General features: G+C 35.1%; 12 protein-coding genes and 2 pseudogenes. 1 reads left to right on the top strand and 13 read right to left on the bottom strand.

Annotated elements, in window-relative coordinates; all coding sequences use genetic code 11:
- Positions 1–132: 132 nt before the first annotated feature.
- From CQ058_RS24000 to CQ058_RS23980, 4 genes are all read right to left on the bottom strand, one after another.
- Complete coding sequence (locus CQ058_RS24000) at positions 133–2,523, bottom strand: penicillin acylase family protein (protein WP_002190145.1); 2,391 nt, start codon at positions 2,521–2,523, stop codon at positions 133–135.
- Between the two features lie 101 nt (positions 2,524–2,624).
- Positions 2,625–6,044 (bottom strand): DUF4132 domain-containing protein, encoded by a 3,420-nt coding sequence (locus tag CQ058_RS23995; RefSeq protein WP_105590014.1) that lies wholly within the window; start codon positions 6,042–6,044, stop codon positions 2,625–2,627.
- Positions 6,045–6,155: 111 nt separating this feature from the next.
- The gene (locus CQ058_RS23990) at positions 6,156–6,914 is read right to left on the bottom strand and encodes a DnaD domain-containing protein (RefSeq protein WP_002190147.1); all 759 of its coding nucleotides are present in this window, start codon (positions 6,912–6,914) and stop codon (positions 6,156–6,158) included.
- 449 nt (positions 6,915–7,363) lie between these two features.
- The gene (locus CQ058_RS23980) at positions 7,364–7,945 is read right to left on the bottom strand and encodes a TetR/AcrR family transcriptional regulator (RefSeq protein ID WP_002190148.1); all 582 of its coding nucleotides are present in this window, start codon (positions 7,943–7,945) and stop codon (positions 7,364–7,366) included.
- Positions 7,946–8,166: 221 nt separating this feature from the next.
- On the opposite strand from CQ058_RS23980, the gene CQ058_RS23975 reads away from it, so the two are divergent.
- Positions 8,167–9,399, top strand: a complete 1,233-nt coding sequence (locus CQ058_RS23975; RefSeq protein WP_002190149.1) for an MFS transporter — start codon at positions 8,167–8,169, stop codon at positions 9,397–9,399.
- 185 nt (positions 9,400–9,584) lie between these two features.
- On the opposite strand, the gene CQ058_RS23970 is transcribed toward CQ058_RS23975, so the two are convergent.
- The 9 genes and pseudogenes from CQ058_RS23970 to CQ058_RS23930 all read right to left on the bottom strand — a co-directional run bounded on the left by CQ058_RS23970 (position 9,585) and on the right by CQ058_RS23930 (position 16,121).
- Positions 9,585–10,043: a hypothetical protein gene (locus CQ058_RS23970; RefSeq protein ID WP_002190150.1), complete on the bottom strand. Its 459-nt coding sequence runs from the start codon at positions 10,041–10,043 to the stop codon at positions 9,585–9,587.
- Positions 10,044–10,424: 381 nt separating this feature from the next.
- Positions 10,425–10,736 carry a DUF3895 domain-containing protein gene (locus CQ058_RS23965; protein WP_002190151.1) on the bottom strand — a complete coding sequence of 104 codons (312 nt, stop codon included), beginning with the start codon at positions 10,734–10,736 and terminating at the stop codon, positions 10,425–10,427.
- Between the two features lie 246 nt (positions 10,737–10,982).
- Positions 10,983–11,144 (bottom strand): annotated as a pseudogene (locus CQ058_RS32770) (alpha/beta hydrolase); the annotation flags it as partial.
- Positions 11,145–11,586: 442 nt separating this feature from the next.
- Positions 11,587–12,318, bottom strand: a complete 732-nt coding sequence (locus tag CQ058_RS23955) for a M15 family metallopeptidase (RefSeq protein ID WP_012261264.1) — start codon at positions 12,316–12,318, stop codon at positions 11,587–11,589.
- Positions 12,319–12,366: 48 nt separating this feature from the next.
- Positions 12,367–13,602 (bottom strand): CapA family protein, encoded by a 1,236-nt coding sequence (locus CQ058_RS23950; RefSeq protein WP_002190154.1) that lies wholly within the window; start codon positions 13,600–13,602, stop codon positions 12,367–12,369.
- Positions 13,603–13,925: 323 nt separating this feature from the next.
- Positions 13,926–14,208, bottom strand: a pseudogene (locus CQ058_RS23945) (DUF817 family protein); the annotation flags it as partial.
- Between the two features lie 194 nt (positions 14,209–14,402).
- Positions 14,403–14,603 (bottom strand): NETI motif-containing protein, encoded by a 201-nt coding sequence (locus CQ058_RS23940; protein ID WP_000166305.1) that lies wholly within the window; start codon positions 14,601–14,603, stop codon positions 14,403–14,405.
- A complete protein-coding gene (locus tag CQ058_RS23935) occupies positions 14,587–15,783 on the bottom strand; it encodes an MFS transporter (RefSeq protein WP_002142467.1) in 1,197 nt (398 codons plus the stop codon). The genes CQ058_RS23940 and CQ058_RS23935 overlap by 17 nt, the downstream gene beginning before the upstream one ends.
- 113 nt (positions 15,784–15,896) lie before the next feature.
- The gene (locus tag CQ058_RS23930) at positions 15,897–16,121 is read right to left on the bottom strand and encodes a hypothetical protein (RefSeq protein WP_002013808.1); all 225 of its coding nucleotides are present in this window, start codon (positions 16,119–16,121) and stop codon (positions 15,897–15,899) included.
- Positions 16,122–16,175 lie beyond the last annotated feature (54 nt).

The following is a 16,175-nucleotide window of genomic DNA, read 5'->3' as shown; positions in this document are numbered from 1 at the left end:
TCCTCCTATAATTTTTGGCATTCTTGCTTATTCTATACAATGTTTCACATATATTCCATAAGAAAAATAATTCAAAAAAAGAGCGGTTCTCCCGCTCCTTTACAAACCATTCCATCTCAAAATATCTACACATTATTTAGGGACTAAATTTAACACTTTCCCTTCTATCCCATCTGTATTAAGTGTAGTCGTATGATACTCACCGTTCACCCAATCATCTATTTGATCATGATACCAATCGCTTCTAAAGTTTCCAGATTGTCCTGGCCCTACGATATGATAACCGTTTGACATATCTTTCGTATCAATAACAAATCTCCAAGATGCCCCATGATTTACAATACCGTTATCTCCGTAACTCGCTGCTTGAACGGTAACTTGACTTCCGCCTATTGGAACTGGTTTCTCACGATTAAATGCGAGTAATGCTAATATACTAGATGATCTCGAAATTGGATGTGTAAAAGCAAGTTGATGGTAATCGCCCCACTTCCACTCCGCTACATTCGGTCCATATTCCTTCTGTAATTTCTTCATTACATTTACGTACGATGTATGCACAACTTTCGTGAAGCCTCCGTACTTCGTAAACCAAGCGCTATTTTCTCCTGCTACTTCTTTTCGAATCAATTCATCAACTACTTGTGACTTCCCTTCAAATAACTCCATCACATCTTTCGGTATTTCTTTTGAAAATAGCGTATTCGAAATCTCTTTCATTAACAAGTGGAATATTAATGGTGCCGCTTCATCTTTACTATCGTAAAAATTCCACTTTGTTAATTGTTTTACGCCTTCTTTCTCTACTTCATTTAAAGATGCTTTATTTAACTCTTTTAACAATATAGGAGTAAACTCTTTCCCATATAAATTTTTTTGATCCATCTGTAAATCTTCTAAATCTTTCACCGTATACTTTTCCTTCTCTTGTAAAAACTCTTGAATACGCATTTGCCTATATGGCTGCGCCCACGTATTACTAATATGGTACGGATAATTATCATCAACGATTTTATTATTTGCAGTTGAAATAAACCCTTGTTTTGGATTTATTACTTTTGGAAGTTGATCAAACGGAATATACCCTTCCCATTCATATTCATCTGTCCATCCTGGCACAGGCAAACTACCATCGCCTTTTTTACGCACTGGTATATTTCCATTCGCTTTATAAGCAATTGTGCCATCGTTTGATGCAAACACAAAATTTTGAGTCGGTGTATGAAAATCTTGAAGAGCCGTTTCAAACTCATTCCAATCTTTCGCCTTATTCATATTTAATACAGCCTTTAATTCAGCAGAAGGCTCCAAAGCAGTCCATTTCAAAGCGAATACTGTTTTCGTTTTCTCTTTCCCCTTATCCGCAAACTCTGAAATAACTGGACCATGCCTCGTAACCGTAACGTTATACGGAATTGTTTTCCCGCCTTTTACTTTAATAGATTCATTAACAACCGTAGCCTTTTCCCATTTATCGTTATACAAAAATTCATTTTCATTATTAGGATTTCTCTTTTCAATATACAAATCTTGCACATCGGGACCTGTATTCGTAACGCCCCATGCTATTTTGTCATTGTGTCCTAATATAACGCCTGGTACTCCTGCGAAAATAACGCCACTCACATGTAAATCTTTCATTTCAAGTTGCGATTGATACCAAATAGAAGGTGTCGCAAGAGATAAATGAGGATCATCCGCTAAAATTGGCTTACCAGATACACTCTTTTCACCACTCACAACCCAGTTATTACTACCGTTAAACTCTGGTGGAATAACTGTCTTTGAAAAACTTTGTGCTACGTCCACATTTGTATTTTTCAATTCAGCTAGCAATCTAGGCGCATCTTTCGGATATGTAGGAAATAGCTCATTTGCTTGCTCTTCCGGAAGATTTTTCAACGCCCAATATCGAAATGCTTGTCCGTGCCAATGTCCTCCTAAATCAAACGCCATATACTTTCCAATCGTTAAAGAATCCACGATTGACCATTCAGCAGGTTCATATCCTAATATAGTAAACTCAACCGGCAATTTCTTTTCCTCTTTTGCCTCACGTATAAAAGTATTCACCCCATCAGCAAATGACTGCAGGGCATATTTCGCTTCTCCATCATATTGACTAACAGATGCTTCTGCCGCTCGCCGTAAACCGAGCGTTCGAAACAATTTATCTCGATCAACAGCTGCTTCCCCTACAACTTCACTTAACATACCAGAAGCTTGTCTTCTACTTAAATCCATTTGAAACAAACGATCTTGCGCTTGTACATACCCTTGCGAGAAATATAAATCATGCGCATTTTCCGCTTTAATATGTGGTACACCTTTACTATCTCGTTTCACCACAACAGCATGTTGTAAATCCTCAAGTTTTATCGTTCCATCTATCTTTGGCACAGAACTAAGCGTATATATGTTCAAAAAAATCATAGCGCAAATAAACAAAAAAAGAACGATACTACTAGACCAAATAAAAATTCTTTTTCCCCTATTTCGTTTCTTTTTTATGACGACTTCCATACAATCCCTCCTCTCTCAATCTATTCGCTTCTATTGTGAAAGAACCTTTTAGAAAAATTGAAAAACCCCCTTCATTTTCCTATCAATGAAGGGGGTTTTTCTTATCGTCCGCTACGCCAGCTTTCATTATGACCAAGATTTGAATCGGTCGCTAATTGCACATCATATAACATTTCACTAAAGAAGCGCTTATCTACTTGTTTTGGTACAATGCGTCTCTCATCATCAATTTCGTCGTATTCATATGAACCGCGGTTCACTTTGCCTGCCTTATAAAATTGAATTTCAAATACACATACATCTTCTTCACCTTCATATCCAATTGGCGCTCCGCTAAATGAAAGTTCCGCTCCTACTCCAGTTCTAGTGTCTTCTTTATAAAACGTATAATAAACACCGCCATCTTGAACCGATCCGCGAGTCCATCCAAGTGTCGTCATCTTACCGAATAACGAGCGACCATTTAGTAAAATACCGCCAAATCTCTCAACATCAATCTTATCATTTTCCTCTACTACAAACACTGGCCGTTCAATTTGTAGGAATGGCTGAACAATTCTGGAATTTGTCAGTTGCTCTTTCCACACTTCCTTTTCCACCTCGGATAATTCTAACGGATGAATTAAACCAATAACAGTTCCAGGTGAAAGCTCATGACGCTCTCCTATCATTGAATAAAACATATCACCCGCCGCATAACGGAACGTTCTCAGCAACTTTCCTTCCGTATATTCACCCCAAACAAGTGAAATGGCAAATTGCTTCATAATTGGATTTTCCATAAATACCGGCTTCCACGTATCGTATGACCAATAGCGCTTTAGTGATAGAGCAGTTTCCAAACGTTGTTTCTGCATGGAAAGAGCACTTCGAAGCTCTTTCTTTAAAGCGGCTAACTCTTTCTTAGCTTCTTCAGCTTTTTCTACATCATCTTTTGCATTCGGCTTTGGAAGTGACTTCATACGTTTTCCTTCTTCTGTCTCTAATTCAATTTTTGACTCAGAAGTTAAAATAGCAGTAAAACATCTATTCCCAAAATCAATCTCCTTCTCACCACTTATATTGAAGCCAAGATTTGGTGCCAGTTGATCTTCCAACTCTTCTTCTGTTATACCACGTGTTTTCGCAGCAAGACTTATTGCTTCTTTTGCCGCATTACGCACTAACTTATGCTTATATTTAAATGCCATCGCATGAATAGACACAAGTGCAAGCTTAGATGAGGACAACCCTAGAGCCCGAACAGCATCTGCTGCAATCTTTCCTCTCATATGAAGGACCCATTCATCAATTTGCTTTTTAAGTATACCGACCATTTTATCATCACTATACATCCCATATAACGAAAGAATACCACGTTTCTTCACATCTGCATCTTGAGAAATCCATACTTGATATATTTCTTGTACATATTCCTTCAAGTCTTGTTCATTCAAAATAGTACTAATTACTTCAGCCGCATCTTTCTTCTCAATAACGGAATCTGATACATACTGATTTACATATGCTAGCGGAAGTTTTACATCGGCTATTTCATTTGAATTACGAAGACGAATTTGTGGTTCGTTCCCAATCCATTGCACAAATGAATTTCTTTTTTGTTCCGTTACTATACGACTACAAAGTTCTTCTATATTTTCTGAATCTCCACCCACTCCAAGTAACGGAGCAAACTTCTCAATAAAAGAGGCGTTCTTCTTTTCTTGTAAAGCTTCCTGTACAAGTTGCATATATTTTTCAATCTTATAATCTATAAGTATTTCCATCACATGTTCACGGACAATTTTCTTTTTATTATGAAGTTCAGCTGCTACATCTGCCGCAGCTCCTTCATCTTTTGAAAGAATTTCCACTACAGACTCGCGCATTTTTTTAGATGAATCTCCTAAGCATTTGATCAAAATGGGACGCATTTTAATCATGTTATCCTTTGCTAACTCTTCTAAAATATATGCTTTTGCCACAGCAGAATACTCATCAAATCGTTCAATTATGTATGCTTGTTCTTTTACAATGACATGAACAAGCGCTTCCTTCGCCTTGTTTCTCTCTTCACTGTAGCATGCAGCTTGTTCAACTGCATAAGTGATAAGCTTTTCCTGACTTAATCCATACGAAAGAAGATCTTCTAATACTTGTTTCGGTTCTATCCCTCTGACAGAACATTCGTACAGAAGTTCGTATAAATTAACGTTATATTCATCTCCGAATTGCAGTGTAAGTACAGCTTCCCTCTTCGCTACATCATCTACGTCCCAAAGGAGTGCAACCTCTAATACTGGCATCCCCCAATACATACTTCTATACTTAGGATTTTTAAGTATTTGCTTCATATCCTCAAATGACACTTTCCCTATTAAATAATCACGATATGTATCCCGCACTGTAGACAATTTAATTTGCAAAGCAGCCACAAAAAATTCTTCTCGCATTTTCCCTCTATTTAGCTCATGTCCTTTTTCAGCTAACATTCGTGCGATGATGAGATAATTAATTTTACTTAAATAATGCAAAGTACGTTGAACAAATTCAGGATTTTCTTTCGCCATGAAGCATAGCAATTCATATTCATACGTCTTACAAAATTCTTCATTATTTAAATCATGTTGCCTCAGACGGTGCGCAAAAAATCTTTCCTCAGAAATCCAAAACTGTTTACAAAAACTTTGAATTTCATCATATGTTTTCTTATTTACACTACCTGTTCTTTTGTAGTTTTGAAGCTGACCGAGAGCTTGACACATGTAACGCGTAGCATGGTTCATAAAACCCCAAACGTTTCTCTTCGCTAATATTTCAACATATCGCCTCGCAACATTTGAATACTTATGAATACTAAATAATAGCCGCCAAATATATTCTGGTAAAGCCCCACCTACAAATAATTCCCTATCACTTTCACCCTTTATATACCGTTCAACAGCTTCAACCTTTTCCTTTTCTCCATTCAAATTCAATATAAATTCAGCATGTTCTTCTAATCTCTCGTCCAATAAAGAGCTATATGTACGGAATCTCTCATAATCTACTTCAAACATTACAAGAAGTAGCGATAATTGCTGCTTTATTGATAAAGCTGACAACTGCTCTTCTATATAGTTCGGATTCTCGCTTATTAATTCTCTAAGAAAAACATACGCTTCATCCACATAACTTGAAATATTGGATAAATATTTGCATGCACTTGCTACAAGTTTCTCCAACGGAAGTTCACTTTTTTCTAAATAAACCTTCATATTAGAAAAATTCACATATTTAAACCTTATTATAAGAACATTTAACAATTGCTCCCCTAGCAAATAATAAAATAACCGAAAGAAATCCTGATCTTGTTTATATACTTTTCTAAAATCATTTATAAATCGCTCGGCAAAATCGCCTCTTTTTTGATCTCTAATTGTCGTTAGTTGAATATTATTTAAAATCTCTTCTTCTCTCGTTTCTAAATAACGTGATGATAATTGTTCCTGTTCTTCTGTCATATGAATATATTGAAACAACTGAGATGTATTAGTAGTCAAACTTTGTTCCCCCGCATCTTTTTATCTATTATAAAAATACCCTTATTTAATTGTAGTATAGCATACAACCCACCGTATACGAACGTATATTCTGCATTAAATTTATGTAAATTAAAAAACACTACTCAAAACACTTCTCCTTCTCTCTAAACTTCCCATTACACACTTTTCTCCACTATATTCGCTACACCAATTCCTCAAGATACCCTTTACATAAGCAAGTGTCCCCTTATTATTTTCAAACGCAATTTTAAGTGCCTCTAGTACTTTATCTCCTGAAACTCTTTGCATCCATTCCTTTAATTCCTTCGCGATATATGGAGATAGACTACTAATGTTTTGTTCGTAAAATTTATAAACTTCACTATGCGGAGTGGCATCCTCTACTCTTTCTACCTCTTCCTTCTCTTGAATAATTGCTTGTTGTGAATTACTACTAACCTCTTCCTCTGGCATACCAAAATACTGAAGTAATAATGGAATCTTGCATTCTTCTTCAAGACATTTACGCAAAAACTTATGTAGGAACTCTTTACTTTTCACCATTTTCAGCTCACGTAATACACATTTCTCTATGTTCGTATTAAAAATAGGATTATAGTGTAACCAATTTATAATGAATAACTCTTTCGTTTCCGCATCATATAAAATCTTCCCGTATTCCACAAACCGGTTCAATAACTTCTCAACAGTCTCCATACTGTAACCAGTTTCAAGCTCTGCCAAACGCTTCGGTAATATGTAAATACCACATTGCTTCGTTTTCGTACCAGTTAACAAATATATGTAAAAATAACGCTCTTCTGGTGTTAAATCTAATATGAATTCATCTTGCCAAAAGTTCACCTGCACATTACGGTACACCGCCATATGTTTCCCACCTCCTTTTATTCATAAAAAGGCAAATTTCAATCCTTCAATATACATATAGGAATGAGGGCTTTATTTTTGCATTTGAATTCCAAATTTTTTTAACTACTACAACGCCGGTTTTATTTTTTCGCGCTTGTTTTGTTCTTGTAGTTGTTTTTGTTTTTGTTTTGTTTTTTCTTAGTGATTTATTACTTGGTAGGTGCTTATAAGGGGCTTTGAAGGGGCTTATATAGTGTTTTCATTCCTCTCTTATCCGATTCCTAATTATAAATGTCTCCAACAATCTTCATATATTGCAGACAACCATTATGATTCACCTGCTCATATTTACACGAAAATAAAAAGCACTTGTTGCCTTCGTAGACAATTCAGTGCTTAAAGTTAAAAGCTTATAAATAAAAGTGTCTATAATCGACATAGTTGATTGAAATACAATTCTGTTACATTTATTTTAGTAACGATAATATGATACATACCGAATTATCTACAACTGAACGTTCTGGGCGAGATTTCATTAACACCGTTAATCCAATTAATGAAGTGACTAGCGTTTGTGCCAATGCTTTAGCATTCACATCACTTTGCAGTTCTCCAGACTGAATTCCTTTAGTAATTAATTCTTGAAATATAACTGAAAGATACATTTGATGTTCTCTAGTCAGCACTTCAAATTTTTCATTATGAGGGGCAATCTCAACCATTGTGTTAATACAAAAACAGCCTTTATTTGATTCTTTTTTATATTCCTCTTCCACCATATTTTCAAAAAATATACGAATGGCCTCTTTTACAGATTGTTCTTTTTGAAGTTTTGTTCGAATGCTAGCTGCGTGTAAATTCGTGTATCTCCGTAATGCAGCTTCAAATAGCCCTTCTTTATCACCAAATGCTGCATATAAACTCGGTCTTTGTATTTCCATTTTAGCAGTTAGATCACTTAATGAAGTAGCAGCGTATCCTTTCTCCCAAAAAAGTTGCATAGCAGCATCCAAAGCTTTTTCTTTATCAAATTCACGTAGTCGAGCCATTTAACCCCTCCTCTTTTTTCACCTGTTTTCTAAATTATAAATCACGTTTTTATGTACTAATCAGTATATTATATATCGTATTAAATTATAAATGATATGTCAAAAGAAACTGAATTTAATTTACAATTCACTTGACATAGTAACTTATCCCTGATTATATTTGACTTACGAAATAACATACCATTCGGTACATTATTTTAATAACAAAAGGAGATGATATTATGGATACTAAAGAAAAAATGACAGCTGCTCTTACACAGAATAATGATCAGTTCCAATCACCTATCAATACAATCATGCCCCGCTATATAACTCTATTATTTTCAATAGCTTGCGGGATGGCTGTGGCGAATATATACTTCGCTCATCCTCTACTTGATTCTTTATCAAATGCGTTTAAGATCAACCATTCAACTATTGGTGTCGTTATTACGATTACTCAAGTTTGTTATGCACTCGGATTACTGTTATTAGTTCCACTTGGTGATTTGTTAAACCAAAAAAGACTTATCATTGTTCAAATGATTTTATCCGTTTTCGCTTTAATTGTGGTCGGAGTCGCTCCTTCCAGTACCGTACTTTTTATAGGTATGGCCTTAGTCGGAATTCTTGCGACCGTTACGCAGACACTCGTCGCTTACGCATCCATTTTAGCTAATCCAAAAGACCGTGGGCGAATAGTAGGTTTCGTCACGAGTGGTGTCGTAATAGGAATTCTACTTGCACGTACATTTGCCGGAACATTAACAGATCTAGCGGGATGGCGTTCCGTTTATCTTACCTCTGCTGTACTTATGCTCTTCGTAATTGGTTTGTTATATCGTAATTTACCTAGTCTTGAACATAAAAAAACAGCTATGACCTATCGTAAATTATTACGTTCTGTTCTCTTATTATTTGTAGAAGAAAGGATCTTACGTATTCGCGGAATATTAGCATTACTTATTTTTACTTCCTTCAGTATTTTATGGACTTCATTAGTTTTACCTCTAAGTGTTGCACCATATAATCTATCACATACAGCTATCGGAGCATTTGGTCTTGCTGGAGTTGCTGGTGCATTAGCTGCCACTAAAGCCGGACAACTTGCTGATCGCGGATTCGGAGAGAGAACTACTGGCATAGCCTTATCCTTATTATTACTTTCATGGCTCCTAATTAAATTAATGAACCATTCTCTATTCCTACTAGTTATCGGTGTTATCCTTTTAGATTTAGCTGTGCAAGCTGTACATGTCACCAATCAAAGTATGCTTTTCACAGTGCGTCCAGAAGCGAGAAGTCGCCTCACTGCCAGTTACATGATTTTTTATTCTATCGGCAGTGCAACAGGTGCAATTCTTTCCACAAACATTTATGCAAGCTACGGATGGAACGGAGTTTGTATATTAGGTGCATCCGTTAGTGCTTGTGCTCTTTTATTTTGGGCAATGACCTTACGGCGATCGTCATAAATAAAAGGGGAATAATTTATTAGTGCATTTTTTAATACGTATTTTTCTACAAGATTATAGAATACCATTTACTTTTTAAAATAAATCAACGGCATTTTCATATTAAAAATGCCGTTGATTTCAAATTTTATGTATGCGATTCGCCATGTCATGATAATAGATCATATACTAGCAAAATACATCTATTACAAATTACCTTTAACTTTTCCAACAATCTCGTTTATCGTATTTCGATCAAACTTGTCACTAATTTCGTATGGCTCACGATCTCCTACTAATTGTACGCCTACGATGTCGTTGCGGTCCTTACCGTATTGCACTTCAATAATAGATCCGCGCTCTATTTGTTTCCAAATGTAACCTGCTTCATCTTTATTATCTAAAATAATACAGTCCTCAATATTTTCATCGATCCCAATTAACTTGTTATCATCCATATACCCAATCTCGTATTGTTGACGTTCTTTCGCTTTGCCGCTTACTAATATACCTTTGCTACCATATGAGTAATCCGTATAATCCTTTTTCTCCGCTTGTACCGCTTTCGGCTCTTGTACTTCAGTTTTTTCAGTAGCCCCACAACCGGTAATAAGACCGATTGGCATAACTGCAGTTAATACTACTCTAGTAAATTTCTTTATCATTTAAAACTAACCTCACGTGATTAAGTTTTAGTTTCATTTATCGCTTTATTAAAGGATAACATGGCAACGCGAAGAAAAAGCCAAACAAAAAATATTATTTACATTTCCCACTTATATAAGGGACTAGGCCGTTTAAACCTAGTCCCTACATAACTTTAACTTTTCTTTACATGCTTAATGATGCTTCATCCTTATTTCTTTACTATCCCCTGTACAACTTATGTGTTAGAAACTTCTTCTTTCATTTTATCCCGCTATTTGTGGGCAGTAAGACTCCCACCTCAAAATTCGGCTGGAGCAAAGAAGTTAGGTGGGAGAATAGCTGCCCGTAAACGCCCGATTGGTGTAGGCTAATAATCAGTGGGGGATGCCCCCCACTGATTAAAGTTTCACTTTATATACCCTATCTCTTTTCTCATCACTTTTGACAAAAACCAGCTTTCCTTCTTTAACAAAACCTTCTAATAGTAAGCATACTTGTCCATATGCTTTCGGCTTATTCGTAGTGAATCTTTCATCGGGTATTTTACCAGCTCGTACTAATTGTTCACATAGCTCAAGTGCACTTATTTCTTCAGAATTAAATAATCCCAATATATCTTGTTGCAATGGCGATAAAGGTACTGGTATCTCAGCAACCTCCACCGTTTCTTTTTCCTCTTCAAATAAATCTTCAAATGAAATTTGATTCATTACATCTTTTCCTTTCTGATAATGAATTTGCTTAACATGAACTGAATCTTATATGTACTAGAACTTTTAAATTTAGTTATTGTTATGTAGTCCTTACCTCTTTACATAAATTTTATAACTCATGTGCATCATTTTAAGTAGTATGTTTCAATTATACCAAATATACGTTCTATCATCTATTGAATTCGTTATTGCAGAAATGAAAGCAATAGTGAACATCATCTGATTTGTTAGTTGCACAAAACATGTAACAAATCTATACTCATCTTTTAGTTTGTCAGCCACTTCTATAAAAGTAAGACTAGAGCCACCTAACCCATGTAAACAAAAGATAACCGAATTTTTCTTATTAACCCATTCTGTGATGTGTACTTTCTTATGTCGATTATTAACAAAATATCTCTTCACCCTATTCAGCTCCTAAAATATTTTCCCTACACCAACTATTTCATCTTAACAAAATTTGTAAGATGCTAACAAATAAAAAACACTACCAATCGCAGTGTTTGGGCTACCTCCACATGTCTATCAAGCTAAGAAAAGCTAACATCCAAAACAAAAAAGATGGCGAGGTTAATATTGTAGCATCTGGAAAGTAGGCAGTCTCTAAAGCCTAGTTAAGCAGATACAGTAAGCAAGTATTCTATGTTACGAATGAAAAAGAATCTGATATGAATATCAGATCCTTTTTCACTGCTTCTTTTATAAATTTAATTTCTTGATACATATATCTTTTCACACGATAACTGGTTCATACGTGCTCAAATTATCATACACCGTTTTCGCAATACTAGGAGGAAGGTTAATACTTCCACCAGATATGGCTTTTTAATAGAATCCAAGTGTATTTTTACTTGCTAGACTTAATTTTTTCGCAATACTCTTCTAAAGTTAATCCTTTTTCTTTTAGATAAACAGCAACTTCTTTTCCTACATAACGATAATGCCATGGCTCATACTTAATGCCAGTAATATTCTCTTTATCTTTTGGATAGCGGAGAATAAACCCATACTCTGCAGCATTCTTATCTAACCATTTGAATGCATCAGTCGTTTCAAATTTTGCATTTAAATCTTCTACAGTATTCTGCCATTCAACTGAAATAATGTCTAATGCTAATCCAGTGTGATGTTCACTTGCACCAGGATACTGAAGATATTCCAATGCCTTAGCACTAGCCTCTTTATCCGACAAACCTTGAGATTTATAGCTTTTAACTGAAGCATCATAATAAGTTTGTTGTAATTTTATAGCTCGATAACCTGATCTTAAATAAAGATTGATTCCCTCTTTTTTTGCAGCTGTTACCATATCCTGATAGGAAGTTGCAATTCTGCTATCGATTTTCATATTTGGCTTAGCATTTTGAGTGATACTTGTTAATTCAATCCCTAGTTCCTTTGATAACATATGTTCTCTATTTACAAGAATAATTCTCCAATCATTAAGATCAGAGATAGGTAAAACATCTTTTTTATTCGCATTTATCTCATTTTTATTTTTATCGTTATTATTAGTAGTTTCCTGAGATGTTTGTTTTCCACTACAAGCAGCAAGGCTCCATCCCAATGTCAATACCAATGCTAAAATTATAAATTTTTTAATTGTATCTCATTCCCTTTTTGTTTATTAGTCTTTATACCAATTTCCTAACACATCTCTAGGAATATCCTTGAAATCCTTCAAAGAAACGGGACCTACAAATTTTTTAATCCCATGATTTTTAGAATTTTCATCCGAATAATCTTTTAAAAATTGAATTTTAAATTGTTTCTTACCATCAGCATAGTCGGTTACTGTCGGTACGAGTGCCGCTTGTCGTATACCAAAAGTTTTATCTTCATACTTAACAAATTGTATATAAGATAATCCTCCAACCAATGTTTCTAATTTTTCTTGAGCAGAAATAAGATTTCCAAGAGAATAATAGATTAGCGTTTGATGTCCATCTTTATTTTGTTTCCATTCAATTGGTTGAATTACATGTGGATGATTTCCAATTACTACATCTACACCTAAATCTGTTAAATATTGAGCAACTTCTTTTTGTTGTTTTGAAGGTGTAGAGGTATATTCAACTCCCCAATGCACCATAACAATCACCATATCAGAACTACTCTTTGCCTTTTCCACATCATTTTGTATCGCTTTTTTATCAATTAAATTTAATGCCCAAGACTTATCAGCTGGAATTTTAATTCCATTCGTACCATATGTATAATTAAGTAATGCAAAATGAATCCCATTTTTTGTAATCGTTTTTATTTCATTGCGCTCGTTTTGACTCTCATTAATGCCTACCGGGATAACATCCGGATATTTCTTCCAGTATTCTCTTGTATTCGCAACACCTTTAATACCCATATCCATAGCGTGATTTGTCGCTTGAGTCACTATATTGAATCCAGTATCCACTAAAGATTGACCTACTTCTTCAGGTGTATTGAAAGTAGGATATCCCTGTACTTTTAAATTATTTCCTGCAATCGGGGTCTCCTGGTTCACTATAGCAAGATCACTTGATTTAACAGCTTTTTTGATATTTTCATAAATATAGTTATAATCATATGAACCGTCTTTTTGTTTGCCATCTTTAATTACTGCGTCATGGTATAAATTATCACCCGTTGCTATTAAATTCACAACCGATTTTACTTTTTTATCTTCCGTAAAATTAGGAGATTGTTGAATAGGACTTTTATCTACCCAATTTGGTGCTTTTAAGGATTTATCTATATTTGATTGAGACGGTGGTAATGAAGCTTTAGATGTCTTAACATCCGTATTACCACAAGCGGTTAAAAGCACTAAAAAAATAAGACATAATAAAAAAATTCTTTTACTTCTCTGTAAATTATGTAACATGTAATCCTCTTTTCTGTTTTATTACTTATAACCAGTTCTAACAAATAACTTTTTAAAACAACGTATTTTGGTTTTACACTTAATTATGGAAGGACACTCTGTTACATCTGCTTCAGAATATACGGATATTTTTTTCCACTTTCTAACAATCTATCGATTCCATCAGAATTGATAGATTGCTAGAAAAACATTATCCACCAGGATGTCGACTAGGTTCCAATCAACATCCTCCAGATATTGAACTTGATATACCTGTTCCAATTGTAGTAGCTGGTTAATCTAAACAAGAGAGGAGAATAGTTCATATAGCCTCCTCTCTTGCTTTACGTTTGTGAGTGGCTCCAAAAAGAGGGAATCGCTGCCGTCCCCTCTTTAGATAGTGCGAAATCTGTGTAACTAATTTCTTTAAGTTGAGCGACAATCATTATACTGATAACAACAAGTAAGACCCAAGAACTTATTTTATCAATATACGAAAAAAGTAGCAATATTTTCTGCGATCCATATAAAGAAGCCAATTAGGAGAAATGAAAAAGGAAGTGGCATTTTATATGTGTTGTTTCGCACTGTGAATTGTACATAAGTTTTAGCAAAAACAATAAATAAAGGCTCTGTTGCAAAGTTTTCTACATGAAGCTACAGTCTAGAAAACAGGATTTAGAAGAATTGGGCATGTCTTTTCGTTCTTCCCAGAAAATATATTTTCCTTCACTGATCAAGTGTAAAAAAACAAGCCATCCAATTCATAGAGGATGAATTGGATGGCTTGTTCTGTATCAAAAAGAAAATCTGTTATTTGATTACTTCAATTTCCCCTCAAAAACAATTTTTCTACCGCATGGTTCAACTTCTGTTTTGCCGTTTTTCTTCACTTCATGAAAGATTGGTTCTTCCATGCGACGAGACGGTGCATATCCTTCTTGTTCCATACGCGCTAAGCAGTCTGTAATTGTTTCGTTTTCGAGTACTTCAAATTTCTTTTTATTAGGTTGTTTTGTCATGCCCTAACCTACTTTCTATTTTTCTTGATGCGAATTGATTCTTCATGTAGACCATATATACCATTGCGAGAATTCCCATTATAATCATAACCGCAATAAAAAAGCTTGTATACTGTATTTTTTCTATAAATACGCCTCCTAATACAGGTCCCATAATACTTCCTATACTAAAGGCGATTCCGGATAATATATTACCCGCTGGTAGTAAGTGTCTCGGTAATAAATCTGTCATAAATCCAAGCCCTAGTGAGAAGCACGAGCCAATGACCATACCTGCTATAAGCATACATGCAAAGACGATCCAGTAATATTGATCAAATACTGCTGCAAGTAGGAAAATGCCCGTACTTACACTGAACGTCCACGTTAAAATACGGTCTCTCCCGTATTTATCACTTAATATACCGAGCGGGATTTGTGTAATAATGCCCCCAACTGCGAATGCTGGTAATAAGAAGGAAACTTCCGATACAGACCATCCTTTGCGAAGTGCGTATACTGGTAAGTTACTATTTAACATCGCTTCAAGTACGCCGTATGCGAGCGGACCAATTAGCGCAATCCAAGCTAATCCAACGACTTGTTTATAACGAGAAAAGGATGATTTACTTTCAGTTTTTGCCTCATCTTGTGCTGGAAATGCATTTTTCGTTGGTAGTAGTAAAAGCCATCCTATTAAGCAAAGTATAGTAGATACGATAAATGGTGTTGCAAGACCGTACTGAACAGTGCTTGCTAAATACGGGCCAACTGCGAAACCAATTCCGAAGAATACACCGTATATCGATACTTGTCTACCTATTTTACTCGGGTCTGATGTTGTCGTAATCCATGTTTGTGTTCCGACATGAAGCATATGATCTCCGACTCCAACTAGAAATCTAAGAACGAACCATACCCAAAATGAAAAAGTTTGTGTAAAAAAGAATAATGAAATAATAACGAGAAACCCACCAATAACGATAATTGGCTTCATTCCAAACTTTTGCATCGGTTTTTCAAGAAACGGTGAAATAACTAATATCCCAATATATAATGCCGTCGCATGAATACCGTTAATACTTGAACTAACCCCTTCTTGTTCAAAAATCATTGCAATGGTCGGTAAAAGCATCCCTTGTGACAAACCTGAGATTGCTACAATTCCAACCATAATCCAAAAAGTAAAACGCATCGACATCCCTTTCCCTCTCCTTCTCACGCTTTCCACTTTTCATTATAAACTGTTTCTTCAAATGCGTGTACGAATATTCATAATAAAAAAGAAGCTAAAAGAATGAACCTTTTAGCTTCTTATCCTTCCCATACTTGCGCTTTCACATTGTAATGAAAATGCTTAAAATATGGATTTTCATAAAATGAAGGCCCAAATAAAATCGGATGTGTATGGACCATTGATTGCTGCACTTGCAAAGGAACTACAGCTGGTGAAACTTGCATATACATCGGATTTATAATCATTTTTATATATTGATGATCATTATATGGAGAATGATATATTAAAAATGGATTATGCATTGACTCTCTCCCCTTATACATACAAATGCTATAGTATATGCAAGTTTTATATTT

Origin of the sequence: Bacillus sp. MYb56, from assembly GCF_002976445.1 — a bacterium.
Classification (GTDB): Bacteria; Bacillota; Bacilli; order Bacillales; family Bacillaceae_G; genus Bacillus_A; species Bacillus_A mycoides.
This window is presented reverse-complemented; position numbering and strand designations above follow the sequence as displayed.